Annotated in this window: 19 protein-coding genes, 1 other RNA gene and 1 riboswitch; of the genes, 7 read left to right on the top strand and 13 right to left on the bottom strand. The window is 55.4% G+C overall.

Translation table 11 applies throughout. The annotated features are described in order from the left end of the window. From P2081_RS10955 to P2081_RS10925, 7 genes are all read right to left on the bottom strand, one after another. On the bottom strand, positions 1-93 hold a 93-nt coding region (locus tag P2081_RS10955), incomplete at its 3' end, for a transposase (RefSeq protein WP_278922910.1). 304 nt (positions 94-397) lie between these two features. Next, complete coding sequence (locus tag P2081_RS10950) at positions 398-3,481, bottom strand: type III restriction-modification system endonuclease (protein WP_278922897.1); 3,084 nt, start codon at positions 3,479-3,481, stop codon at positions 398-400. A 61-nt stretch (positions 3,482-3,542) separates the two neighbouring features. Beyond that, the gene (locus P2081_RS10945; RefSeq protein ID WP_278922896.1) at positions 3,543-5,162 is read right to left on the bottom strand and encodes an RNA-binding domain-containing protein; all 1,620 of its coding nucleotides are present in this window, start codon (positions 5,160-5,162) and stop codon (positions 3,543-3,545) included. A 47-nt stretch (positions 5,163-5,209) separates the two neighbouring features. Beyond that, on the bottom strand, positions 5,210-7,084 hold the full coding sequence (locus tag P2081_RS10940; RefSeq protein WP_278922895.1) for a site-specific DNA-methyltransferase: 1,875 nt from the start codon (positions 7,082-7,084) through the stop codon (positions 5,210-5,212). Then, positions 7,081-7,770, bottom strand: a complete 690-nt coding sequence (locus tag P2081_RS10935) for a DUF4391 domain-containing protein (RefSeq protein ID WP_278922894.1) — start codon at positions 7,768-7,770, stop codon at positions 7,081-7,083. The genes P2081_RS10940 and P2081_RS10935 overlap by 4 nt, the downstream gene beginning before the upstream one ends. Continuing rightward, entirely contained in the window at positions 7,767-11,027 is a 3,261-nt protein-coding gene (locus P2081_RS10930) for a helicase-related protein (RefSeq protein WP_278922893.1), read from the bottom strand. The genes P2081_RS10935 and P2081_RS10930 overlap by 4 nt, the downstream gene beginning before the upstream one ends. Before the next feature lie 528 nt (positions 11,028-11,555). Then, a complete protein-coding gene (locus P2081_RS10925; RefSeq protein WP_278922892.1) occupies positions 11,556-12,065 on the bottom strand; it encodes a hypothetical protein in 510 nt (169 codons plus the stop codon). A 704-nt stretch (positions 12,066-12,769) separates the two neighbouring features. Here P2081_RS10925 and P2081_RS10920 point away from each other — a divergent pair. Both P2081_RS10920 and P2081_RS10915 read left to right on the top strand, forming a co-directional pair. Further along, positions 12,770-14,062, top strand: a complete 1,293-nt coding sequence (locus tag P2081_RS10920; protein ID WP_278922891.1) for a hypothetical protein — start codon at positions 12,770-12,772, stop codon at positions 14,060-14,062. Beyond that, positions 14,059-14,841, top strand: a complete 783-nt coding sequence (locus tag P2081_RS10915) for a COG3904 family protein (protein WP_278922890.1) — start codon at positions 14,059-14,061, stop codon at positions 14,839-14,841. The genes P2081_RS10920 and P2081_RS10915 overlap by 4 nt, the downstream gene beginning before the upstream one ends. A gap of 1,312 nt (positions 14,842-16,153) precedes the next feature. On the opposite strand, the gene P2081_RS10910 is transcribed toward P2081_RS10915, so the two are convergent. From P2081_RS10910 to P2081_RS10895, 4 genes are all read right to left on the bottom strand, one after another. Continuing rightward, the gene (locus tag P2081_RS10910; RefSeq protein WP_278922889.1) at positions 16,154-16,555 is read right to left on the bottom strand and encodes a helix-turn-helix domain-containing protein; all 402 of its coding nucleotides are present in this window, start codon (positions 16,553-16,555) and stop codon (positions 16,154-16,156) included. 155 nt (positions 16,556-16,710) lie between these two features. After that, positions 16,711-18,267, bottom strand: a complete 1,557-nt coding sequence (locus P2081_RS10905; RefSeq protein WP_278922888.1) for a DUF6538 domain-containing protein — start codon at positions 18,265-18,267, stop codon at positions 16,711-16,713. Positions 18,268-18,365: 98 nt separating this feature from the next. Next, positions 18,366-18,464, bottom strand: an RNA gene (gene ffs / locus P2081_RS10900) — signal recognition particle sRNA small type. A gap of 46 nt (positions 18,465-18,510) precedes the next feature. Continuing rightward, a complete protein-coding gene (locus P2081_RS10895; RefSeq protein ID WP_490363268.1) occupies positions 18,511-20,424 on the bottom strand; it encodes a 5'-nucleotidase C-terminal domain-containing protein in 1,914 nt (637 codons plus the stop codon). 302 nt (positions 20,425-20,726) lie between these two features. Between P2081_RS10895 and nudC the strand changes: the two genes are divergently transcribed. From nudC to P2081_RS10880, 3 genes are all read left to right on the top strand, one after another. Next, on the top strand, positions 20,727-21,713 hold the full coding sequence (gene nudC, locus P2081_RS10890; protein WP_278922886.1) for an NAD(+) diphosphatase: 987 nt from the start codon (positions 20,727-20,729) through the stop codon (positions 21,711-21,713). A gap of 68 nt (positions 21,714-21,781) precedes the next feature. Next, positions 21,782-22,249, top strand: a complete 468-nt coding sequence (locus tag P2081_RS10885; RefSeq protein WP_278922885.1) for an SRPBCC family protein — start codon at positions 21,782-21,784, stop codon at positions 22,247-22,249. 86 nt (positions 22,250-22,335) lie between these two features. Continuing rightward, positions 22,336-22,564, top strand: a riboswitch (cobalamin riboswitch). A gap of 105 nt (positions 22,565-22,669) precedes the next feature. Further along, positions 22,670-23,119 (top strand): hypothetical protein, encoded by a 450-nt coding sequence (locus P2081_RS10880; protein WP_278922884.1) that lies wholly within the window; start codon positions 22,670-22,672, stop codon positions 23,117-23,119. Here the strand turns inward: P2081_RS10880 and P2081_RS10875 are convergent. Further along, positions 23,116-23,634: a protein-tyrosine phosphatase family protein gene (locus P2081_RS10875; protein ID WP_278922883.1), complete on the bottom strand. Its 519-nt coding sequence runs from the start codon at positions 23,632-23,634 to the stop codon at positions 23,116-23,118. The two genes, P2081_RS10880 and P2081_RS10875, sit on opposite strands and share 4 nt — an antisense overlap. Positions 23,635-23,800: 166 nt before the next feature. Here P2081_RS10875 and P2081_RS10870 point away from each other — a divergent pair, with 166 nt between their 5' ends. Together P2081_RS10870 and P2081_RS10865 are read left to right on the top strand one after the other, a co-directional pair. Beyond that, the gene (locus tag P2081_RS10870) at positions 23,801-25,612 is read left to right on the top strand and encodes a DNA polymerase III subunit gamma/tau (RefSeq protein WP_438826534.1); all 1,812 of its coding nucleotides are present in this window, start codon (positions 23,801-23,803) and stop codon (positions 25,610-25,612) included. A 110-nt stretch (positions 25,613-25,722) separates the two neighbouring features. Next, positions 25,723-26,067, top strand: a complete 345-nt coding sequence (locus P2081_RS10865; RefSeq protein ID WP_278922882.1) for a YbaB/EbfC family nucleoid-associated protein — start codon at positions 25,723-25,725, stop codon at positions 26,065-26,067. Between the two features lie 157 nt (positions 26,068-26,224). Here the strand turns inward: P2081_RS10865 and P2081_RS10860 are convergent, their stop codons facing one another. After that, positions 26,225-26,431 carry a cold-shock protein gene (locus P2081_RS10860; protein WP_009809887.1) on the bottom strand — a complete coding sequence of 69 codons (207 nt, stop codon included), beginning with the start codon at positions 26,429-26,431 and terminating at the stop codon, positions 26,225-26,227. Between the last annotated feature and the right edge of the window lie 55 nt (positions 26,432-26,486).

Genomic DNA, 26,486 nt, shown 5'->3' with positions numbered 1-26,486 from the left:
CCCATAGCGCCTGCAAACGTCAGCCGTCTTCTCGCCAGCTTCCTGCTCCTTGATCATTTGGATGATCTGTTCGTCCGTGAATCTCGTCTTCATTTGTCCGTCCTTCGGTTGGGCGGACTCTACACAAAACTGGAGGAAATTCAGGGGCTCAGGTCACAAGGCAGGCGGTCGCCCGCCAAGGGCGGAATCGACGACTGGTGATGGAGGACTGAGCCACTTTTGTTGAGGCTGCCCCTGAAGCAAAGCCGTGATTTTCCCCTTCATGTCATCACAAAATGCTTTTCAAAGGGGCATGCGTCGTCCGTGTTGGATACATCTTAGCACGCTGTCCAGTTTGCCGGGCCATTTCGCTCCCGAGGGGCTTAAAACATGCATCAGAACTTTTTAAAAAATATTCTCAAGCGACATCCTTAACGAGCGCCATCAAATCCGAATAACTGGTTACGACATCATACTTCACCTGATCTTCGTTGATACGTCGGCCAATCTCGTCAAAGAATTTTCGTGCGCATTTGATCTTGGTTTGCTCCAGCTCTCTCATCTTCATCGAGGGCTGGTCAGATTTCGTTTCAGCGACAAAATAAAGATGCTTGATGCCCCCGTCTTTGAACGCGATCGCCCAGTCTGGATTATAATCTCCCACCGGTGTAGGAATCAGGAAGCTGCGGGGCAGCTTTGAATAAACGATCACCTCGGTGCTGGTGTCGAGGTCCTTGACAAATTCACGCTCAACTTGCGAGTCGACGATCGCGTAATCATAAACGTGGTTTTTCAGCTTTTCGGTTGCTTTCTTGAAGTCATTACCTGTTTCTCCTGCCGTAAACAGCTCTGAATCAAATCGATCTTCCAGCGCGTCATAGGTCAGCTTCTCTATAATCGCAGTGGCTTTTTGCTCTTGGATCATGTGCGATGCATCAGCGATGAATTGTTCGGGGTTCTTTGCGAATTCACCAAATTTTGCAACCTGAATACCTCCGAGAATATCGCCCACGGTTTTCCGGGTCAGATCTGTGCTCTCTGCAATCGCACCTATCAAATCGTAGGACACCCGTGACCGCGCGCTGGTCCCACTTTCTGTGCGCAATTTCCCCTGAATAAAGGCGTCGCCTGCGCGCAGGCTTTCGTCGCTGACATCGTCAGACAAACTGCCTTCAGTCACCAGATATTGGAGCGGTGCCACTTGCAAATCTCGTTCTAGTCGGTCGATGCAGCTTTTCACCAGCGCCGTGCTGTCGAAATCGACCTGATAAACGGCCTTGCGATTGATGCGCCGCCACAACTCCTGAAATTCCTTGCGCTCAAAATTACTGTTCAGCCTGTTTTTTTTCGGCACGCGACCATCGCTTAGCATGTCGTTTAGGGCAGCACTGTTAAATACCGTATCAATCAAAGCGAAGACTGCATCGCTGTGGGCTTCCAAACCCTCAGGCAGATCAAGCAGTGTCCCGGACTTTCGGGCTGCATGGTAGGCTTCCGTGATGTGGCCATCGTCATCCACGTAGTCGTTCTTGATCAGGAACCGTTCAAGTTTTTTCGCAAGTGGCTTGTCCAGCACCAGTTCCAGATCGCCTGTCTTCAGCGTTTTTCCTTCGAAATACTCGGCGTCAGCCAGTTGAGGCCGGGCAGATAGGTTTTCGGAAATTTCCTTCTGCAGCCCTGCTACGAACCCTTTGTAGCTCTCGGATGCGACAACGGTAAGCACGTTGATGTCATGCACTGTGGCCGGGTGGTCCATTCTTTCGCCGTTCAGGTTAACTGCAATTCGTAGACCACGCCCGACCTCTTGGCGCCGAGAAAGAGTGTTCTGACTTTCATTATGCTTGAGCATGCACATCACGAAGACATTGGGGTTATCCCATCCCTCACGTAGGGCGGAATGGGAAAAGAGAAACCGTGTAGGCTCTTCAAAGGATAGCAGACGCTCTTTATCCTTCAGTATGAGGTCATAATCGCTGGGTTCGGTCGATTGCCCGGCCAACTCTCCCCGCGCAGCCGCTTTTGGGTCTTTCATTCGCCCCTTTTTGTCGATGGAAAAGTAGCCACGGTGGGTTTTCCCAACATCTATCCCCTCAAGGTGTTTGCGATATTCGACATTCTCCAACGGCAACTCATTCAACAAAGCTGCGACCGCCTGCGCGTATTCTTCTTCGAACACACGGGCGTATTCTCCTTTATCGTCATCCTGATCGTAGTCGCGATACTTCACGACCTCGTCGATAAAGAAGAGTGATAGAACTTTGACACCACGCGCAAACAACACCTGTTCGCGCTCGAGATGCGCGGTAATCGTTTCGCGGATCTGAATCCGACGGATATCTCGCTCGGTCACATCGCCTGATGCTTCACCGGCATGCAGGACGTCACCGTTGGTAAAATGCACGGTATCATCGCGCGCGTCGATATTGCTGACTGTGAAGCCGCGATAGACTTCCAACCCTTTGGACATGTCAAAGAGATTGCGCCCCTGCTCAAGCTTGCGGGCTACGCGTTTTATGCCGGATTTGGTTTTTACCTCGATATCAACGAATGCCACGGGGGCCGAACTGGATGTTTCGATCCGGTGCAGGAAGAGATAGGGATTGGTGCCGCTTAACCCCTTCGTCTCTACGCCATGGACACGTATCTTCTTGACCAGCTTCTGATTAAACGCATCCACGGCGTCTAACCGATGCACTTTGTTGTGAACAGTGCGATGGGTCGCAGAATAGCGTAGAATGAATAATGGGTTGAACTTCGGCAATGCCTTCTGCGTTGCCGGCCCTTCCATTTTCTGCGGCTCATCCAAAATCAAGATGGGCCGGTTCTTGGCAATCACGTCAATCGGTTTGCGCGATTGAAAGTCGTCCAACTCATCATAGATCCGACGGTTATCGGCGCCGGACGCATTGAATGCCTGCACATTGATAACCATCACGTTGATGCCCGAGTCAGAAGAAAAGCTCTCCAGCTCGTGCAACCGTTTCGAATTGTAGACGAACGAACGAACCTTCTTGCCGTATTCCTGTTGAAAATGCTCGGCAGTCATCTCGATCGACTTTGCCACCCCTTCACGGATCGCCACACTGGGCACCATGATGATGAACTTCGACCAGCCGTAACGCTTGTGCAGCTCGAACATCGTCTTGATGTAGACATAGGTTTTACCCGTTCCTGTCTCCATCTCGACATCCAGATTGATCCGCGCACCGGGTTTGTAGCTGGCAGGCTTTTTCTTGCCTTTGTCATCCGCAAAGTAGGTCAGGCTGTCTGAAACCGGCAGCATCGCTAGCCGCTGAACCTTTGTGATGTTGTCCAGCAATCCATCTTCGGTTAGTTTGATCGCCCCGTTGCCAAAGCCTTCAACCTCCATCTGAGATTGTGCTGCTGCCCCGGGGTCAACGGTGTATTTCAGTGGGTCCTGACGGGGCTGGCCTGTAAAGCAATCGACTACGGCCTCCACGGCCTGCGTCTGGTAGAGCTGCGCCTTAAACTTGATCTTCATGGCAGTCTCTTTCGTAAATTCCGTGTTTCTTTCGTAACTTCTTTCGTGAAGTGTTCTCGTTTCATTCGCATAGTCTCCATGATGGCACGGCCTTGGAGCCAGCGTTGATAATCACCTTTTTGCGCCGTAAGCTTCCGAGAATATTACCTATTTTATTCTTCTTCTGCGTTTCATCCAGCGCATCGCTGAGCTTATCCCAGAGTAGATCATCAACATCCTTTCGTGAGGCGGTGCCGAACTCACGTAGATACTGCACGATCCAATCCGCATAATGTTGCTCTTCGAACGCACGATGCTTGATGTAATCCACTTTCTTGGATGAGGCCGCAGCGACCGCAGCCGACACCCGGAACCGTGGTTTGCGGCCTTCAACCAGCCTCTTCCGCTTCAGCGCCTGAATCGCAGCGTCCGGCACTTCAAGCCCCTTCTGCACGCGGTCCAGCGCCAGCACGTCAACCAGTTGCAGTCCGCCGTTCTCCATCAGCACGCGCGTATAGGCGGGATCAACCACCCCACCATAGATCGTCATCTCGACCGCATCATCAGATACTTCATAATCCGGCATCGGCAGGTAACGCCTGCGTTGGGTCTCATACATCTGCTGAATACCGTAGCCCATCTGGTCGATCATGTTCAGCTCGACCATCGCCTGCACCAGATAGGGGTTGCGATAGCCGCGGGGTGATTTGTCACCGCGCACATAATCCTCTGGCATACCCTCGAAAAACCGGCCTGCGTTCTCGAATACCAGTCGGTCAGGCTTCTCGGTCACGATGATCCGCTGATGCAGGCGGTAATCCTGATGGGCGATGCAATTGTGCAGGGCCTCCAGCACGACCTTTTGATCGTATTTTGATACCTCATGCGGCAGCAACTCATCATCGGGCAGCAGGCGTAGCTGAATGTTCCGGATCCGTTGATACAGCTGTGATGTCGCTAACAGAAACGGCGGGAGGAAATGCTCATAAGCATTTTCCTGCCCTACCAGCTTCCATGTGATCTGTGCGGGATGCGGGGACAATAGGTAGGCACTCTCAGCACGACCCAATAACAGCAAAGCCGCGCGAGTGACTTGACCGCGTTGCGTGACCTTGGCGCGGTCCAACAGGGTGGCGACGGACCAGCCGCGCACTTCTTCGGGGGAAATACGGTTTTGGTGTTTCAGGGAGAAATCGCTGCGCGCGCGCTCAACGGCCACCGGATCCAGATCCTCCAGTGTCGCCCCTTCGACCAGCTGCGCACTCCAATCCGTTGTGACCGTCTGGGCACGGATTTCATCCAGCTTAGCAAGGCTGAGCGGAGCGAGGCTTTCGCCCGACCGCGCATAGTAATGCCCCTGCCACGCAATCGGGATACCGCGCGGGGCGGGCGGGATTTCCATCATCACCACGCGCTGACCGTCTATATCCGCTTCATGAAGCTGACGGAATGTGGTTGTCGGGTCGGCGCCTTGGGCAATCTGGTGCTTGAGACTATGCAACCGCTCGGCATCTTGCCGATAGGGCGTGCCGGTGACCTTGCGGGTCTTGTTGCTGACACCAAACACCAGCCATCCGGCATCTGCGTCACGCAGGTTTGCTTCATTCGCCAGTGCCGAGAAATAGCGGCCGATTTTGTCGGTATCAAAGTCCTTCGACACTTCTTTGAATTCGACCACCTCGTTTTCCCAGGTGTCGATCAACTCGGTCAGCTTCTGGCGCAGCGCACTATGACAGACGGGGGGAGGCATCAGATGGCTTTGACGTCTGTGTCGGGGGACAGGGATTGGAAAATCTGTTTCACGTTGATCTTGGTAGCGTCATCCTTAAAGCCGGTGTCCTTGAACACCACGCGCATGGGCGCACGGGCAGCGAGGTCTTTGACCAGCACCTCGTCTACGCCATCATCAAAGCAGGCGGCAAGGGCGGTGCCGGCGACGAAGAACACGGTTTTGCCGTGCAGCGTCTCACGAGTAATAGGCAGGGTCAGGTCGACGCCCCAGTCCAGCAACACCTGAAACAACAGGTCCTCTGGGGTGCGGCCCTCCTTGATGTTGTCCACACGGGTCAGCAGGTCGGCCTGTGTGGTGGCATCGGGGGTGTAATAGACATCGGTCATGTTAGAACTGTCGATTTTCAGCACGCGAAAGCCCACGTCCTTGTTCCAGTCGGGGTGGGTGTCCCCTTCGAGGATTTTTGCGCCTGCTCGGCGGATGCGCTCTTTGGAAAGGTCGGAAATTGTGGAGTAGCCTGCTTTGTAAGCAGGCTTGCTCTCTTCGACGGGCTCTGGCAGCTGAACTAAGACAACTTTCCTATTCAATCCGTCGTCAGCGTTTTGTTGAAAAACGGCGTGGCCAGTGGTGCTCGATCCGGCAAAAAAATCAAGAATGATGTCATCAGAACCAGTGGCAAGCACCATCGCTCGCGCCAGTAGCCTTGTAGGTTTGGGGTTGTTGAAAAGCCCCCCTAACCCTAATGCCTTCACTTCGTTATTCGCTTCGTGATTGTGGCCGACTTCATCGTAAGGCCAAATGGTCACAGGGCTGACGCCCGCTTTCACTTCTGACAAGAAGCTCTTGCGCGATGGCATTTGACTACCGTTAGAACCAAACCAAATAGCATCCTCTTGCTCCATCCGTTTCATGGATTCGTCATTGAAGCGACGAAAGGTCCCCGTTGGTGGCGTCCATGTCACGCCACTTTCGAATGTAAAACTATTTGTATTTGTGCCACTTTTGGCGTGTAGTGGGGTCGCTTTCCACGGACCCTTCGGGTGGTTATCAGGGTTGGAATACGCTGCAAGCTGCTCTTCATTTCTTGGAAGTAGGTTCAGGGACATGCCCTGTTTATCACGTGCATAGCAGAGGATATGATCATGATTATCGGAAAACCACCGCGCGTCGTTTGCGCGCGTGTATTTCTTTTGCCAGATAATATTTGCAATTAAATTCTCTTCTCCGAAGACTTCATCAGCAGCTTTACGCAGGTTTCCGACTTCACCATCATCGATGTTAATGAAAATCACACCGTCAGCACAAAGCAGACTCCGCGCAAGTTTCAAACGCGGGTAAATCATCGACAACCAGTCCGAATGAAACCGCCCATTACTGGTCGTATTCGCTACCAGCCTGTTCCCAGCCTCATCTGTCTGGTTCGACCGCTCCAAAAACTCCGCCGTGCTTTCGGAAAAATCATCGTCATAGACAAAATCATTCCCCGTATTATACGGCGGGTCAATGTAGATCATTTTGACCTTACCCAGATAAGTCTCTTGCAACAGCTTGAGCGCCTCAAGGTTATCGCCCTCAACAAACAGGTTCTGCGTGGTGTCGAAATCCACGCTCTCTTCACGGCAGGGGCGCAGGGTTTTGGCGATTGGTGCATTGGCAGTGATCAGCGCTTCGCGCTTGCCCGGCCAGTTCAGGTGATAACGTTCCTGCGGCCCCTCCACGATGCTATCCGACAATTCCTGTCGTAGCTGGTCAAAGTCGACCTTGAGCGTGGGCGCGCCATCCTCCCCCGCCGCCTCGGTCACACAGCCGGGGAAGAGGGCACGGATCTTGGCGATATTGTCTTGGGTAAGGTCGGGGCTGTGCATTTTCAGCTTTTCGATGTCATCACTCATGGTGTCCCCTTACCGCCGCCTTTCGGCGTCTTCATATGCTCAAATTCCGCTTGCGCCTCGGCCAGTTGGCCATGCAACGTCACTTTGATATTAAACTGGTTTTCGCGTTTCAGCTTGGATTGAAGCTGCGCAATCTCACGCTCTTTTGCCTTGATTTCAGCCCCGCGCGCAAGGCTGCTCTCCACATCCTCCCCCGCGACAGGGGCGACAAGCATCAGCGGCGATAACATCCCCTCGTAAAGCGCGCCAAGCGTCACCGCCACGGGGAGGGGGCTGCGCGGTGCCTCACGTGCAGTCCATGCCCCGCGCATATGGTCGGACACCACCCATTTTCCTGTGACGGCATCAGACGGGCGCTTGAACGCGGAGGCAGCTTGAATCCGCTCCCCCGCCAGCAGCTCAAACATTACCGGAAAGGGAATGGAGCGATCAATGGCGCGCAATATATCGTCATGCAGGCTGTCCCCCTTGAGCGTCAGGCGGAATACCTGAATCTCCGGCACAGCGGCCGTGGCAGGCAGGTTCAGCGTCTCGGGCGCGAGTTTATGCACCCAGACGATTTGGTCCACCTCGCGCACGAACCGTTCACGCAGTGCGGTGCTGGCCTTGGTCCCGTCATAGATACGCGTTTTTGGGATCACCCGTTTCAGCGCCGTCTGGGGTGGGTATTGATAGAGAGCAGTCATTCGGCACGCACCACGATGAAGGCAATCAGTTCAAAATCCTCAAGCCCCGCAATCGTCTGCGTCAGCGCGGTGGTGTGCCCGCCCGAGAACAAGCTGTCGATGTCGCGTTCTTCCTTTACCTCGATCATCGACCGGATCGCGTCATTTAGTAGGTCGGAGTAGGCGCCCATGTTGCGCCCGTCCTGGGTTTCGGCATTGAAGGCGGCGCAAAGTTCGCGAAACGGAATGGTATTTCCCTTGCAGCCCTTGCGGATCAGGTCGAGTAACCGTTTCACTTGTGTTTGGTCTGCCACGATCTGCCCTTCCTCGCCGATATAGATGAGGTAATAGGGATGCAGGCGATTTTGTTGGCCAACGTTGACACTGTCATGAAGGTTGCGCAACGCAAAGATTACCCCAGGCACCAGCCCGCGTTGCGGATCGGCAGGCACGACCGTGTGTAGGCCATTCGGCATACGGGGCAGGTCGTCATGTGTTTTTAGGTAGTTCAGCAAATCCATCCGGAAGTCGTTGAGCCCCAGGTCAGTGATTGAAATGCCGGTTTTGACGTCCTCCAGCTCGATCACCTCGTCCTGTAGGCGTTGAAGTTGTTCCTTGCGATAGGCGACATCCGAGCTTTTGGAAGTCAGCACGTTGTCTTCACCCGTGCCCGCCATATCAACGATGTGCATCCGATTTTCGACCCGCTCCTTGAGGTTGATGTATTCATCAAGGCTAATGTCTGGCCAGTAGTTTGACAGCTGGATCTGCGTGTTAGGCGAGCCGATCCGGTCGATCCGACCAAAGCGTTGGACAATGCGCACCGGGTTCCAGTGAATGTCATAATTTATGAGGTAGTCGCAGTCCTGAAGGTTCTGCCCTTCCGAAATGCAATCGGTGCCGATGAGAATGTCCAGCTCTGCCGGATCGTCGGGCATGATCTTATCCTTCTCCTTTGCGCGCGGCGCAAAGAGGGTCAGGACAGATTGGAAGTCATACGTTTTCTTTAGGGTCGTTCTGGGGCCACCCGAGCCGGTGACAATTCCAGTATGGATGTTCTGGGCTTCGGCGAAATGTGGAGCAAGTTGGGCGAAAAGGTAGTTGGCTGTATCCGCAAAGGCTGTGAAAACGACAACTTTACGGTTACCATCATTCAACGGCTTGGCCATCTTACCTTCGATTTCGGCGATCAGGTGCTGAAGTTTCGCATCATCTGCGGGCTTTACGCGTTCCATTTCTCCGATAAGACCGTCGATAATGATCTTGTCCGCAACCAGTTCGTGTTTCCACGCTTTGATATCCATGTCCGCCAGATCAATCTTGATCTTCTTGCCAACAGAGAAGTCTGCGAAATCGTCGTCTTCTTCGGCGGCGTTTTCGAAATTGACATCCAAATCAGCAACCAGCCCGTCACCTCCAGAAGCTTCAAATCGATCTATAGCTTCCAAAGTTCGTCCGATATTTCCGGAAAGGGCGCCAAGGGTCTTGCAGAAAGCGTAGACTGAGCTTTCCAGGCGCTTGAGCAAGTTTGTCGTCATCAAAGCCTGCAGACTTTTCTCGCGGTCCGCCTGCTTTAACGTGCCTTTGCCACCTTCGGTTTTCGTATCGTAAAGGTCTTCATATTTCTTCAACCTGCTGGGCTGAATGTAGTTGACCGGCGCATAGACAGCCATCTTAAGTGCGCTTAGCTGCGCAAAGATGTCGTTGAACCCGATCACATCCGGTCGATGGGTGATGGGTAGGTGGTGAGACAGAGGCTTTAGCCGCGTCGGAAAAGTTCCAATGTCAGCGGTATCGTAAAAGGTCTCAATGTGTTTGCGTGAACGGGCGATTGTTACAGCGTCTAACAGCTCGAAGAAATCGAAATCGAGCGCCCGGAGGATCGACGCCGGCGTTCGTTGCTCCGGAGCCAAATCTGACCACACATTGAATGCCGCCTGAGCACGGCGGAAAATTTCCTCTACGCTAGTCTTAGTTTTTAGGTTCTTGCTGAGCGCGTCTGAATGCCCCTCATAGGCTAAGGCTAACTGGTTTCTAAGGTCTGTGAAACGATTATTAACTGGGGTGGCCGACAGCATCAAAACTTTGGTTTTCACTCCCGCCTTGATGACTTTCTCCATCAGCCGCTGATAACGGGTCTCCCTATCTTTATAGACATCGTTGTTCCGGAAGTTGTGGGATTCATCGATGACAACAAGATCGTAGTTCCCCCAATTCACACGATCAAGACGCATCCCAAAGGACTCGCCAGACGTCCGTGACAGGTCGGTGTGGGACAGGACGTTATAGCGAAACCGGTCCTTGTTAAAAATGTTGGTGGTCAGGTTTGCATTGTAGTTCCGCCAGTTGTCCGCGAGCTTCTTGGGACACAGAACAAGCACGTCCTTGTTGCGAAGCTCGTAATATTTGACGACTGCGAGGGCGGTAAAAGTTTTACCAAGCCCTACACTGTCTGCAAGAATGCAGCCATTGTAGGTCTCAAGCTTGTTGATGATGCCGACAGCGGCGTCTCGTTGGTAGTTGAAGAGCTTTTTCCAGACCAAGCTATCCTGATACCCGGTGCGGTCTTTCGGTAGGACGTCCTCATCTATCTCGTTCAGAAAGTCGCTGAATAGGTTGAATAGGATCATGAAGTATACACGTTCGGCGGGGTTCTCCTGATAAACAGCTTCGATATGCTCGAGCACTTCGTCCGTGACGTTCTTGACCTTTTCTTCGTCGCTCCAAATTTGATCAAAAAGGCTTAGATATTTCTGGGCGAACTGCGGTTCATCCATCACTTGGGTATAATTAGAAATCGCATCACCTTGCTGATACCCGAGGTCCACAGCTGTGAAACCGGACAGGGGCATATAGGCAACTCCGTTCTTCTGCCTGTCGACATGAGCAAACTGTTGCATAGGTGCGGGTGTGGAGTTGGACTTGAAGTTAGCCTTGCGGCGAATCCAATTTGCACATTCTCGGGCGACGGCGCGTTGGGTCATTTTGTTGCGAAGTTGAATTTCAAATTCACTGCCAGACAGGGCACCGGATGCCTCCGTTTTCGGAATAAAAAATTCGCGCTTTTCTTTCTTGATTTTATCGATCGCACCGGTAGGCAGAAATGAGGGCGATGTGAAGATGAACTCGAATTCAGCCAGATCTTCCAATTCTGCCTTCAAAGCGTCAAAGGCGTAGATGGAAAAACATCCTGCAGCCACCCGCAATTTTGCTCCCTGGGAGAGCTCTTGCTTCAAGTCGTCGCCAAGAAGAGTGGTCGTGTTATCGATGATCCGCAAGCTCAAGCCTCTCTAACAAAATTCCTTTGTTTCAGGACACCTTATCGTGAGGACTTGAATGTGCAATGTTTACAAGAGGTGACGTGCCCCGCGAAAAGCTGGTGTAATAAAGTTTGCCTGCTCTCCAAACAAGGAAACGGAAGATGCAAAAACCGTTTTTCCGCGAAGAGCAGACCCAGCCGTCGGCCTATGTCATATTATGGATATCAGCATGCGTGAACTGCATGCGTTCCGGGGCTGATTTTGTGACGTTAGCGCACATCAAGGAGTAAGCCCGTCTCGGCTTGGGTAGTTAATAAGCCTTCTCCCTCGCTCAGCCTTCGGCTTCTCTCAGTCCGAGGAGCACCTCCCTACGGTCGGCGCTCAGCCAAGTCTTGTAATTTATCTATTGTTATGTGGGGGTGGTCGATGATGTTTCCTTTGGGCCATAGAAAGCCATTACGGCCAGATTGAAGGCCGTGCAGGAGTAAGCCTGTAAAGGAAGTTGCTGATCACCTGTAGCGTTGCAGACAGGCCTCTGGCGGTCACCTAGATGTTAATGAATTCCCGGAACACGACGAATTTCTCGAAGTGCGTCTCCTCGGCGCTCACTTTGGTAATATACTCGATAACTCCCGGAGATTCAACGCTCTGGCAGTCAAAAGATCCCTGTGGAACCAAACTCTGCCAGTGAATGTGCCCGATCTCGGGCAATCGACGCGTCCGTTCGGCACGAGTGGAAGAAGTGATACAGGGATCCACTTCGGCGATCACGTGCCAGTGGGGGTTCACGTCCATCTTTTCCGGGAATGCGAACCAGACCAGCCGCTCGTCCGGCCGCTTGGCCCACTTGGGGCCGTTAATTTCACGGTTCACGCGCGCATCCCACTCTTTAAGCAAAGCGCGCATGCGCGGATAGCTCAGCGACTGATAGTTAGATGCTAGGGTGATGAAGTGGGTGAATGCGTAATCTAGTAGCTTGGCGCGAAGTTCATGGCGCATGCGTCTGTATGGCGGTAGCCCCCCGAAGTTCCGGCTGGTGGTGGCCCAATCTTTCATGTGAACGGTTCCTGAAAATTCATTGTTCTATCGAGCATTATAGCGCCCATGACCTCAGATGCAGAAATTTACCAAAAGAAATTGCCGCGGCACTGAACATCCAGGTGAAACCTGCTCTCATCAGCGCACAGCGCCAGGCCGGGTGGGGGCTCTGGCCGCTTCCAGTGTTGTTTTGAAGGTTTGGAGCAGCCAGAGGTGTAACGCGCACCTCTGGCTCTCTCAACGGCTATTTGATAGCCACAATCAAGCATTGGCAGGGCCGCAACGCAGCGAGGTTCAGCAGATACTGTTCTGATACAGGGGCAATGATTAGGGTAGCATTCAGAATGGGAGGTTCCAAATGCCGCAATACGGTGGCGCCAGAATGCATCCCCATCGCACCCATGCGCATTTTCTAGGACTTCGTGCGCCCTATTGGAATGACCACCGATATCTACCAAAATGTCTGGTCAGACTTGCGTTGACGTCGCCCTTTGCGGGTCCTGTTGGGACGATGGATACATACGGCAAGCAGGTCCGTGCTGACCACCTACCTGCACCAGAGGTCATCGTCCTATGGACCATAGGTCAATCATGCATTAGCTTTCAATTTGGACCACACAGGTGGGGCTGCTCAACTTTCTTTTGATGCCACGATATTCCTACGGCTGGACTCCGGATTTGTGTGGCCGCAAGGAAATAAACTCGGGGGCATCAAGCCAGATATGACAAATCAGCAAGGCCGATTGACGGCCGAGGAAGCCAAAGGCCTCCGCACAGCCAAAGAACTCGAAGGTCATCTTGCATGGCTCGATACGTTCACGCCGGCTGCCTTGGGTGTTCTCGCCATTGCTTCGGGCATTTATACTTACCTCGGCGTGTCGTCACTTCTGGAAGACAATGGTGCTGTATCGTTCTTTGCAGCAGTTGCCTATTCGATTGCCGTTTCCGTTGGGATTTTCGTATTTTGGAGCTATATGCTGCGGTTGTTGCCATCCATGCGTTCTGCGGGGGGCTTTATTGGATTGACCATTTCCACGATGGTTGGCTCAATTGCGATTATCGCTATGTCGAGCTGGCTGAATGCGGCTGCACTTGCCGGATCCGCTGCCGTGGAGCAACATCTCGAAAACACCGTGCGTGACTATCAGTCAGCTCTCGAACAAGCGCACGACATCGCTCTAAGTGGTCAGGCTCTTGGCCGTGATGTAGAACGAGCTCGCCAAAGCTTTGAAGAGCTGGCGGAACTGGAGCAGTCTGGCTCTCTGTCCGGAACCGCTGGCCGTGGGGCTGTGTTTCGGGTTCTGACGCAAAAATCTGAAGAACTTAGAAACCTTGAGGATCAGATATCCTCACAACAGCCTTTGATTGAGGAAGCCTTCGAAGACGGTAATAAAATTCTGGCACGGATGCGAGAGCTAACTGTCGCGCCAGGTCCAGTAGATCGAAGATCCGTGCAGTTCTCCGAGGAAAGCGTCAAACTGGCGGGTGTTTTGTCTCAACTCAACCAATACAGTGTGGCATCCTTGGTGGTTCGGGCGGCCGAGGATCTGCCAGCTTCGGTAGTCCTTCCCGAACTTGATGGTCGCAACACCACGGTTCGTGACGCGCAATCCGCTACAATCGGATCTGTTTTGGATGCTTTGGACCAACGTAGCCGAACGTTGAAAAACGCCGCTGAAGATGTTCTAGAGATGGAACCGCCCATCGAAACAGCTTACAATCCGATCTCTAGCGCTGATGCAGTAATTCGATATGCGCATAACTTTGTGCCCTCTTGGGCCGGCGCTATTGCGATTGACCTTCTACCTGCCGTTCTTGTGTTTGTTTTGGCGATTACCCAGGCCGCCATTCGAAACGGACGTGATGGTATTAGCATTGAAGAGACGCTTACGTTGGCCGACTTAAAGGCTGCGATCAGCGCTATGAAGGATGTTGAAATGACCATGGGTGCTGCTGATGCGGTTATTCAAGAGCGGATTTCCGGTGGGAAATCAGAGAAAACCGACGCCTCATGATGCACCTCATTCCCAAAACCGACCCACGCAGGGGGCTTCGGTTCGTCCTGCTTGCACAGCTTGTGATGGCAGGTTTCTTGTTGGTAATAGATCTCGCCGCAACATTCCCGAAACCCTTTCGGAAAAATGTTGAATTGCCAACGGGACCTGTGTCGCCTGGTGACCAACGACGACAGTATCGCACCGATCGGACAAACCCCGGCTTACTGAATATTGACGACCCACTTGATCTACCGATGCCAGAAGCTTTTCCGGATAGGCTCAATTTTTCTGAATCCCTTGTGGATGGCATTGGCACGGTTCTGCTTGTGTCGGGAAGCATTCAAGATGGTGACGCCGCACGTTTCAAAGCTCACCTTTCAGGCATGAAAGAAGCCCCGGATTTAATTGCGCTGCACAGCCCAGGTGGGTTGGTCTTTGAGGCGCTTCAGATAGGGCGCGAAATGCGCGATAAAGGGCATTCATCCTCAGTGCTTGCAGGTGCGCATTGTATGTCAAGCTGCCCCTACATTCTGGCCGGCGGAGAAGAGCGAATCGTCTCGCGCCGAGCTATTGTCGGGTTGCATCAGCATTACTACGACCAACCAAAACTCATGCCAGTTGTGTTTGCAGTCGAGAGCATCCAAGCTGGGCAGGGAGCGACCATGGAATACCTTATTGAAATGGGCATAGATCCATCCCTGATGTTATATTCCCTAAAAACACCACCGGATCAGATTTACGCACTGGTCGAGGAAGAGTTAACCCATACCCGAATTGCGTCCAAAATTGTTGAGTAGGACCGCACAGGGAAATGTATGATTTTTTCTAGCTTTGGCTACCCTCGTGATAGCTCAACACCAGCCATGGCTGAGAGTGTTCAAATCCAGGGTGCGGACGGATGAATTTCGCCAAAATGCGGCGCGGATCGCACTGAACAGCAACGAGTCGTAGCAAATGGGCCGTTGTCTGCAACGTGCTGATGGAACAAGCTGTTCCATAGTCTCTTGTAGGCCATACAGATTGATCTGGTGATTCCGCCTATAGAGCGGCCAAGAGGCAAGCTTCTAAGCACTGGGTGCGGAGGGCTGGGCGGCCCGGACAGAGATGCGACAGAGGATCGCGGGCGGACAGGTAAGCTCCGCTGGACGATCCGAAATTGGTTATAATCTGTCAGCCCCATCATGCATTACGCCACCGTATTATCTATGCGCTCAAGTTTTTTGGGGAAATTGCCTATCCCTCTTAGCCCCTAAGCGAGGCCCGCGCGTTACCGAAACCGAAAATCTAAGGGCTGGGATATTTTCAATACCCTTGTTTTACTGGGCACACCGGCGCGAAAGGTTTACATAATCTCATTTTTTTTGTTTTCAGGCTCGGATTTGTCAACTTAATGTAAACCTTAGGGAAACCTTTTGGCCCATTTTTGCGCGTTTTGGGCATCAAAAGGTTTACATAGATCAGGCTTGGCGGCGTCCGATGTAAACCTTTGTCAACCTTACGCAACCTTTGATCGACGTAATCGGGATCCGGCGAAGCCAATGCATGGTCCACTCATCGCTGCGGCTTTCTTAAAGCGTTTGCGGAATAGCTAACCCTGCTTATCCACAAAAGCATGCCCTGAAAATTCCTACTCAGATCGTTAAGGCCGTCAATGCGGCGGTCACCGCCATCAAGATTACTGCGCAGAGGGTTGGCACCAAAATTGAACTGATACTTACGCGGTGAGGGCCGGATAGCATCTTAGCCAACTCGGTGCGCATCCTATGTTCCGCAATCACCATGTCATTTGTGCAATTGTCGTGCATTTCCATCTCCTCCTATGGCACTGCCTGACTCTGTGCTTCCTAAGCTATCGTGTCAAATGATGGGGGCGTAACTAGGTATATTGGCAGAGTGGTCGCAGGTAGCTGGCGAGGCGAAGACATTCAGCCATTCCTCGCCAGCGCCAAGCGGTGTAGTAGTGAGCGGCTCACCTGAGGCCGCAGATGCGCCGCAGGAGTTGCACACGCCGCAGTGTTGGAGCAGGGTCAGTGCCTTTGCTCACATCGCGCAGAAAGCGCAGCCAGGCACGTTCATTTTCTGTGATGGGGTCTGTTTCGGCCATACTACTCATCCCCCAAAGACCGCCCTGAGCGCCGCGCGAGACCTAGTGGTCAGGCGAGGGTTCTTATTGCGTGAGGCATCGCGGATCTCTTCCAGCCAGCCCAACTCGTTTTCGGTGATGGGCGTGCCGTAGATGTCCTCAATGGCCTGCGCGGCAGTATCTCCCACGGCCTGCTCCAATGCCAACCGCATAAGATATGCCGGATCGCACTCCAGGGCGCGCGCCATCGACGGCACACGATCCAGGGCCAACTTGCTTGTGCCATTTTTGATCATGGTCACCATGTTGGGGTTTGGGAAACCTACCTCGCTTGCAATTTCCCCTTGGGATTTCTTCGGTTTCAGTTCCAGAACACGGCGTTCGATATATTGTGCCAAGGGTGTGTCCGCATGTGGTTTTTTGGTCATTTCAGGTCTCTCAGATGTGACGCAGCATGCTGCATACTTCTGTTATAGCAACGGCCAGCATGGGGTTTGTGCAGCGGAAGATGGGATCTTACACTCTACGATCAAACACCTCTCAATCACGGGAGAACGTCCTCCACGCCATCAAGACGTCGATTTCAATCCAAGTCGTATTTTGGCATCTTACTGATCGCTTCAACCTTAGTCTTCAGGGTCACATCGCCATAGTCACCGCCAGAGGTTCGCGCCGCGTGCCCTTGGATCGCGTCTAACACACGATCTTGTATTTCCAGCTCTCTGCCTACGGTCTTAAATCGATGCCTCCAACCATGCGATGGTTGAACACCAGGCGGAACGAGGTTTTCTTCGTGCAGCCAGTCACCAACACGGTTGGCCATCTTTTTTGCATGACGCAGATAATCTGTCGGCTTGGTAGCATTATGGAATATCGGACCATTCGGGATGGTGTCCACGTATCTGAGGAAGCCAAGCGAGACGATCTGCGGGTGCAATGGCACATCACGCCATCCACTCGTTTTGGTTCCCCCTGCATCTGGCGTAATTCGAACAACATGCGCACCATCTTCTTCTCGGAAATCTTCACGCCGCAATTGAGCGATTTCAGCCACCCGTGCGCCGGAAAAAGCGCACAGCCAAGGTATCCACACTTTCGCTGCAGTTGTTTTCGGAGCTTCCAGCGTTTTGCCCTTGGGCGACGTTTTCGGCCTGTAACTCTGAGTTGCCATAAGAACCTTAAGCGCTTCCCTGTCTGTATAACCGCGCTCGCGGGTTTGGGTTTTCTTGAGGGTAGGCAAGCGGATATCAGAAGCTGGATTCTCCTTTATCAGCTCCTTTTCTACCGCCCACTTGAACAGACTACGGATCGTCGGCAGATAGACTTTGCTGATTGTCGTAGGATGCTTTTGAGTAAGCGTATAGTCTAACCATTCAGTCATATTTGTCTTAGAAATTTTGGCGGCGTCATCATGGCGTAAAAACGAAATAAGACTGTCCACGGCGAGCACCTGCCTCCGACCGCCGTCACGCATGTAGCCAAGCTTTTGGCGCCTGACCACATAGTCGCTCCAAAGCTGTTTCACGCTCACCGATTGAGAAAGATCCTCCGGCGGCTGTGCGTCCTTGATGATAGGTGTAGTAGGCTGACCACTGAAGTCACCTTCATCACGCTCTGCGACCCGTGCCAGCGCCTCTAGCTCTGCACTACATAGTGCACGTGCAATCACACGCCACTCTTGGCTGCCTGCCTCAGCATCAAGATTTCCGACTAGCCGAAAACGTTCGATTTGAGCGCCCACAAGCGCGGACAGTTCATCATCATCAGCTCGACCTGCAATCGCCATTCGCAACCGACTTACCAGAACATCATCAATTCCAACACTAGCATAGCGCAGATCGTTTCTAAGCTGATCATCAAAGGCCAAGCGTTGTGCGTAATGGCTATGCGCTATCTGATCAGGCGCCAAGGGGTAACGCACTTGGGCACGCGGCGGCTTTGCCTGACGCTCTGCTACTGCGATCCGATTCTGAAGTTGGGAAACAGCCCCAGGCAGAAGTCTGACGGCCGCCCTAAAATCCCCACCAAGAGGGGTCCGCAACTCCGTTTTTCCAACAATTCCGCGCAGATCCTTTGGAACAACCAGTCGGGCAGAATAACGGCCATTACGGTTGACCATATTTTTGATTTTACCGGTCATCACCACCCCCCGTTTGTAACCAATGTTGTAACAACAAAACGGGCATACGGCCTTGGTTGCAAGGCGTTTATTTATCATCAATGACTTAGCAGGGGATAAGGTGAGAGGTTGGACATCGACCCAAGCGGGGCTCGTTGTGGCTGCTTCCTTCCGGACCTGACCAGGTTGGCGAGGCGCTTGCCCGCGCCAACCTCTCGAATCCCGATATAGGCGGAGATCCCAGCAATGACAAGGGTACTGACGCTAAAGCTTGAGGCGCAGTTTCAGAAAACCATTTGGCGTCACGCCCTGATCTTCCACCTGATCGGCAGGCAACTCTGCCAGGTGATTGCGGGCAACCGGCCCGGTGAAGACAACCACCCGCGCCCCCGGCATCGGCGCCAGCCGCCAGGGATAGGGGGCCTGCTCCAGCGCGTCTTTTGGCAGGCGGCCCGACACATAATCACAGATGGCATCGCGGATCTTGACCGTGGGCAGATGCAGTTGCTGCGCCTCTTGCACCATCTTGTAATTCCCACCGCCGCTGACCCGATAACTACTTGTAGCAACTACAAATTGTTGCGCGCCAGTGACGGGTTCACCGTTCCACCGCAGCCTGCGGATGCGGCGCGCTTCCGGGTTGATCAACACCCCGGACGACGAAAAGCGCGGCGGCTGAGACAGGTCAATTTCATATTCCAGACCAAAGATCACATCAAAATTATGCCCGGCCCGGTCGAGGTTGACCAGGTCCACATTGCGCGCCCCCTGAGCGACCTGATTGAACAACCCGGCCGACATCTCCAACCAATCGCGCAGCTGATCACCGCTGACCTGCACCACCCAGATGGCATTGTGAAACACCTGCAAATCCGCGACGTTGCGCATACACAGATCCCCGGCAGCAATATCGGTATAGCTTTCCGGCCCCGAACGACCGCCAAATTTACCCGGCGCCACCGCTGACAACAGCGGAAATTCGCCCGCCGGAGTGCCCTGCAACATCGGCCGCACCGCCGCCATCTGGGCGCAGGACAACAGCGCCAGCCCGTGGTCCTTGGCAAAGAAGGTAAAATACGAATGCAAGGCTTCGGCACTATGGCCAACCGGCTCTTTCATGCGGGCCTGTGTCTGGGTATGGGCCTCCGCCAGGGTCGCGACAAACTCTGCGTCCTCGGGCACCTTCGGCGTCAGCTTGCCCCAGGCATCGCGGCGCGAAATCGGTTTGGCGCAGGCGCTCCAGGTCTTGATCTTCCACCCATCCCGCCCATGGGTCAGCTGCAGATCAATCTGCCCCAGATGCGAGCCATGCGCGCCCGGCATCACCACCGGCTTGGCAAAGGCCTGCGCCGGGTCCGGCAGGACCAGATGGGTATGTCCACCAATTACCGCATCAATGCCTGCGGTGGCCACAATGGGGCGCAGGGCGTTTTCCATCTGCGGCACCGCATCCGCCCCCCCCACCCCGGTATGGGCCAGGGCAACGACCAGATCACAGCCCTGCGCGCGCAGCTCGGCCGCGCTTACGGTGGCAGCCTGGACCATATCCTGCACCCGGACCTGCCCCTGCAACAAATGCGCGTCCCAGATCATCGTCTGGGGCGGCAGCACCGACAATACGCCCACCCGCACCGGTGGCGCATCCGGCAGGGCCGCAAACCGGCGCTCCAGTATGCATGTTTTGACAAAGGGCAGGTCTTGGCCCGGCACAACCGGGTGCATATTGGAGCAGACCACCGCACAGGGGGCATCGCGCAATATGGCCTTCAAGACAGGCAGGCCAAAATTGAAATCATGGTTGCCCAGACCAAGCACATCGTAATCTAGCGCTGCAAACGCCGCCATCAAAGGATGGGGCCCAGTGGTTACATCCCCCGAGCTGCCATCCGGCGCCGGCATCGCTGCCTCACCCAACGGAGAGCCCTGCAGGGCATCACCGTTGTCCAGCAGCAGCGCGACCCCGCCGCAGGCCTCCGCATCGCGGCGCGCCTCGCCAATCAGGCTGGAAATCCGGGACAGGCCAACACCCGGATCGGGGCGATCAGCAAAATAGTCATGGCTCAGCAGGTTGCAGTGCAGATCGGTTGTCGCAAGGATGCGCAATAGGCCAGAGCCTTCCTCTGCCCCTTCATCCAAGAGGTCAGAACCTACAGATGTAGATGCCGTAAACGCTGTCATACCGCTGAATTCGCAGCTGTCACTGCCCGCTCCAATCCGTGCTTTATCCGCCCCCCCGAGAGGGGTCTCACCTTTGAATCAGCGTTTCGCAGGTTTGCAAAGGCACCAAATGCCCCATCTTAGATAAAATGTCGCCAAGTTGCAGGTCAGCTAGCCGCCAAACACCCAAAGTCAAGACAGACCGGAACGGGCAAGAACCGCCCAAAACGCGGAACCTGCGCGAATTTTATGTCAGATCGGCTGGCCTTTCGCGCCACAAGGGGGCATCACAATGCACAACAGGCCAGCACAGGGGGCAAGGAATGAAACGTGCAGAACAGGTAACCTTTGGTGGTGGCGGCAGGCTAGATCGCAAAGCACAGCTGCGCGAAGACCCCACCGCGCTGGCCCAGGCCTGGGGCGCTGCAACCACGCAGGTTCTTTTAACCTGGCGCGGCAAGGTTCTGAGCCAGCGTTCGGATCCGGCGCGCGGCCCGGACGGCCTGGCCTGGGTTGACACAGACCACCCTGTGGCTGCGGCCTACCAAGACAGCGCCCTGTATTTGGGGGCGGATCCCAGCGGCGCTGATCTATTTGCCTGCGATCTGGGCAACTGGCATCCTGATGCACTGGACGAAATGGCACTGGCCAGTTTTGCCGATCTCAGCGAGCAGCAGCATCCCGACCTGCCAACCGGCCATGTCTTTGCCGAGCTGCGCCGGATCATGGCCCGGCTCACCCCGCTGGAGGCCGAACTGGCCGCCACCGCCAAGGCGCTGCTGTCCTGGCATCAATCGCACCCGTTCTGCGCCCGCTGCGGCAGCAAAACCCAGATCACCCAGAGCGGCTGGCAACGCCAATGCCCGGACTGCAAGGCGCTACATTTCCCCCGTACCGACCCGGTTGTCATCATGTTGATCACCCAGGGCGAAGAGGTGTTGATGGGCCGTTCTCCGGGCTGGCCTGCCGGGATGTATTCACTGCTGGCCGGATTTGTTGAACCCGGCGAAACGCTAGAGGCTGCCGTGCGGCGCGAAGTCCTGGAGGAGACCGGCGTCACCGTGGCCGAGGTTGGCTATCTGTCCAGCCAGCCCTGGCCCTTTCCCATGTCCCTGATGTTTGGCTGCCAGGGGCGCGCCACCAGCCGCGACATCACCATTGACCCCAAAGAGATCGAAGATGCGCTCTGGGTCAGCCGCCAAGAGATGATGACGGTCTTCGCTGGCGACCACCCAAAGATGCATGCCGCGAGAAAAGGTTCAATTGCGCATTTTCTTCTGGAAAACTGGCTTGCAGACACCTTGGATTAAGAAGATGATTCTACCATCAAAATTCGACAAGACACCCTGAGGGCTGGCCAAGCGCCAGAAGGCATAGCATGGAATTATCAAGCAAAGAGGACGTCGATGCGCCCCTCTCTGACGTCTTTGACGCACTTTCTGATTTTGGCAATTTCGAACGCTCGGCGATCCGGCGTGGCATCGAAGTCCAGCGGCTGAGCAACGACAGCACGCCGCAGGTTGGCCTGGCCTGGGATCTGCGGGCAGATTTTCGCGGCAAGCCACGCGAAGTCCACCTGGAACTTGCCACCTATGAGCCAGCAACACTGATTGGCCTGAACGGCGACAGCAACAGCCTGACAGGTCAGGGCCAGATCGAACTTATGGCGCTGTCACCAAAGCGCACCCGCATTTCGGTCAAGGTGAAGCTAAAGGCCAAGACCCTGTCAGGGCGACTGCTGCTGCAATCCCTGAAACTGGCCCGCGCCAAGGTCAACCGCCGTTTTCGCCACCGGGTGGCGGAATTTGCCAGCCTTACCGAAGACCGGCTGAACCATACCGCCTAGGTCCAAATACGTCAGCTCTGCCATCCTGTCAGCGCCGCCAATTCCTGCCCCACTGCAAATGGCGATTGACGACTCATCCCTGACGGCGTTAGCGGTGAAGGGATGGTTCTCGAGGCGCATGATTTTGTGTCCGGGATGAAAAGGGAACGTGGTGCGGCATGGGTTTTATACCTTTGCCAATTCCACGACTGCCCCCGCAACTGTAGGCGGTGAGCGCTTCGGATAAACCACTGGCACGGGGCACGCCCCAGCCGGGAAGGACCGAACCCGCAACGACCCGCAAGTCAGGAGACCTGCCATCGCATGGAAACTCGAAACTGGACGGGGAGTCCGGGCGGGTGTCAGCGTTGGATAGGCGATCATCGCCTAGGGAAAATGCTGACCCTCTCGCGCCTTCCTGCCCCGCGCGGAGGGCGCATTATGACAGCGACATCAACCAAAGCGGCCGTGCAACCGGCCCGCAGCAAAACACCCAGCGATATCGGCCAAGGCCATGCCGATCGCACCAGCCAAAGCCTTTGCCTGCATACAGGGGGCCCCTGCCCGGCCCTGGCCCGTATGGTCACCGCCCTCACCGGGGCGCTGGACAAGGCCCGCCCGGTAACCACACCTGAATTTGAGCTCAGCGGTGAAAGCAAGCTAGAGGGCTGCCCCCGGACCTGCGACGCACGTTTTGTCGCCAGCCATCACCGCATTCGCGTCTTTTGCGACGTGCCCCCTGCGGCAGAAATCTCGGCGCTGGACAGATTTGCCGATGCCTTTCTGGCCCCAGCCCAAGCGGACTTTCCCCTTGTCGCAAGCACATTGCCACACCGTCCCTGCGCCCTGGCGCAAGTGCTGACAAATCCTATGGTTCCCGAACCGGCCTAGGGGCCAGCGCCGGTCACGGCCCAATGCATCTGCGGCTCTGTCTCGACAGCACAGGGCCGCACCGCCCGCAACCGCTGCAACGCTTGATCCGGCGGCTCGCCCGCCTCAATCATCAGCCGCAGCACCACCATCCCCGACCGGCCACAGCCACCCCGGCAATGTACCAGAACCCGCCCTCCGCCGCGCAGTGCCTGGCGTGCAAGGGTGCTGATCCCGGGCCACTGGTTCAGCATATCCGGCGTTGGTGGTGCATAGTCCGGCACCGGCAAATGCTGCCAGCGGCAACCCATGGCCTGAATATCCTGCCCCAGACTCGCGGCACCTGCGGCAAGATGTTCCACATCGGTGGTCATCGAAATCACCAACCCCGGCTGCCAGTCATGCAGATGCGCCATATCCCCCTGAAAATCACCTCCCGCCCCCGGCAAAGGGCAGAGCGCAAGAATACCCTCACCCACGCTGAGCGCGTGCAGGGTCAGCGGCGTCACATCACGGCAACTGATTTCGTCATCCATGGCCGGGCCTCCTGTCGGGCGGGCAGCTGCACAAGCAGATCACAACGATCTGAACCAAAAGACTGGCCTGCGTCCCGGCATTGGTCAACAGCGGTGGACGAAGCCCCTCTGCCCGCGTACCTTGCCCCACGCGCGATCCCGCCCATCCGAATCCGGCAAGAGACCTATGAACGATAGCACAAGCGACAGCAGCCAATCCCAGTATCAAGTCTTGGCGCGCAAATACCGCCCCGAGACATTTGCCGATCTGGTCGGCCAGGATGCCATGGTCAGAACGCTGAAAAATGCGTTTGAAACCAACCGGATCGCCCAAGCCTTTATTATGACGGGTATTCGCGGCACCGGCAAAACAACCACCGCGCGCATCATTGCCAAGGGCATGAACTGCATCGGTCCCGATGGCACCGGCCAACCCACCACAGAGCCCTGTGGCCAGTGTGAACACTGCACCGCCATCATGGAAGGCCGCCATGTCGATGTGATGGAAATGGATGCCGCAAGCCGTACCGGGGTTGGCGATATTCGCGAAATAATTGATTCGGTCCAATACCGCGCTGCCTCGGCCCGTTATAAGATCTATATCATCGATGAGGTCCACATGCTGTCCACCAGCGCCTTCAACGCGCTGCTGAAGACGCTGGAAGAACCGCCAGCACATGTGAAATTCATCTTTGCCACCACCGAAATCCGCAAGGTGCCGGTAACGGTCCTGTCACGCTGTCAGCGCTTTGACCTGCGCCGGATCGAACCCGAAGTTATGATTGCGCTGATGCGCAAGATCGCATCAGCCGAAGGTGCCGCGATCAGCGAAGACGCCCTGGCCCTGATCACCCGCGCAGCCGAAGGGTCGGCCCGAGACGCGACCTCATTGCTGGATCAGGCCATTTCCCACGGGGCTGGCGAAACCACCGCCGATCAGGTGCGCGCCATGCTGGGGCTAGCCGATCGCGGTCGGGTGCTGGATCTGATGGATATGATCCTGCGCGGCGATGCTGCGGCGGCACTGACCGAGCTGAGCGCGCAATATGCCGAGGGTGCCGATCCCCTGGCAGTGCTGCGCGATCTGGCCGAAATCACCCATTGGGTATCGGTGGTGAAGATCACCCCCGATGCCGCCGAAGATCCCACCGTCAGCCCGGATGAACGCACCCGTGGCCAACAGATGGCCGAGACCCTGGCGATGCGGGTGCTGACCCGCATGTGGCAGATGCTGCTGAAGGCCCTGGAAGAGGTCGCCGCCGCGCCAAACGCCATGATGGCGGCTGAAATGGCGGTGATCCGCCTGACCCATGTGGCCGACCTGCCCAGCCCGGAAGAGCTGATCCGCAAGCTGCAAGACACCCCACCGCCACCCATTGGCCCCGGTGGCGGGGCAAATGTCGGCGCATCGGCGGGCACGCCGGTACAGGCCATGGGCGGTCATATGGCCGGGGGCAACACGGCCCCCTCTGGCAACGCCCCCATGGCATCAGCGGCGGTCTCGCATAGCGGAGTCGGCAGCGGCCCGGCCACCGCGCTGGCGCCAGAAACAGCCCAGGCGCTGGCCCAGTATCCCAGCTTTGAACATGTGGTTGATCTGATTCGGCTGCGCCGCGACGGGCTGCTGCTGGAATATGTGAAAACCTACCTGCGCCTTGTGGCCTATCAGCCGGGCCGGATCACCATCCAGCCAACTCGGGACGCCCCCAGGGACCTTGCCGCCCGGCTGGGACAACAGCTGCAAACCTGGACCCAGGCCCGCTGGATCATCTCGCTGGAAAACGACGGCGGCGGGGAAACCATTACCGAACGCGAGAATGCGGTCGAAAACGCCCTGCGCGCTAAGGCAAGCGAACACCCGCTGGTACAGGCAGTCATGGAGAGCTTTCCCAAGGCGAAGATCACCCGCATCCGCACCGCAGAAGAGCTGGCCGCCGAGGTCGAGGCCGAAGCCCTGCCGGAAGTAGAAGACGAATGGGACCCCTTCGAGGAAGACTGACCCCGCCCGGATATGCACCGTAGGGCCGGATATTGATCCTGCCCTGCCCCTTGTACCACAGCCGCACCGCCCGTATTTAAGGCACAACAGAACACTTCAGGAGAAGACAGATGCTCAAAGGCCTTGGTGGTCTTGGCGATATGGCCAAGATGATGAAATCGGCACAGGAACTGCAAACCAAAATGGCAGAGATGCAGGAAGAGCTGCACAATGTCATGGTGGTTGGCGAGGCCGGCGCCGGCCTGGTGAAAGCAACCGCCTCTGCCAAGGGAGAGCTGAAAGAGCTCAACATTGATCCCTCGATCTTTTCTGGCGACGACAAGGAAGTTGTCGAGGATCTGATCCTGGCCGCTATCAAGGATGCCCAGGCCAAGGCCACCGTGAAGGCGCAGGAAGAAATGACCCGCCTGACCGAAAGCATGGGCCTGCCCAAGGATATCAAGCTGCCCTTCTAAGGGGGGACGGCAGATCAAAACAGCAAAGGCGGCCCTTAGGGGTCGCCTTTTTTAATGGCCCATTTAGGCGAATCACAGATTTCGGCAGGACATCGGCCAAAGAAAAACGCGGCCTCCACTGGGGAGACCGCGTTTCAAATTCTGGCTCGGAAAAGGCTTACGCCAGTTCGAGGTTCACAGCGGACTCACGACCGTCGCGGCCGGGTTCGATGTCGAATGTTACTTTCTGGTTGTCGGCCAGACCGGTCAGACCGGAACGCTCAACAGCAGAAATGTGAACAAATACGTCTTTGCTGCCGCCATCGGGTGCAATGAAGCCGAAGCCTTTGGTCGAGTTAAACCATTTTACGGTGCCTGAAGCCATGTCCGTAATCTCCTATTAAATGCTGCCCGCGTTGGTGCGGCAGCCCGGCGTGGTA

This window comes from Pseudophaeobacter profundi (assembly GCF_029697505.1).
Taxonomy (GTDB): Bacteria; Pseudomonadota; Alphaproteobacteria; order Rhodobacterales; family Rhodobacteraceae; genus Pseudophaeobacter; species Pseudophaeobacter profundi.
Note: the sequence above shows the minus strand (reverse complement) of the source record. Positions and strands in the feature narration are given on the sequence as shown.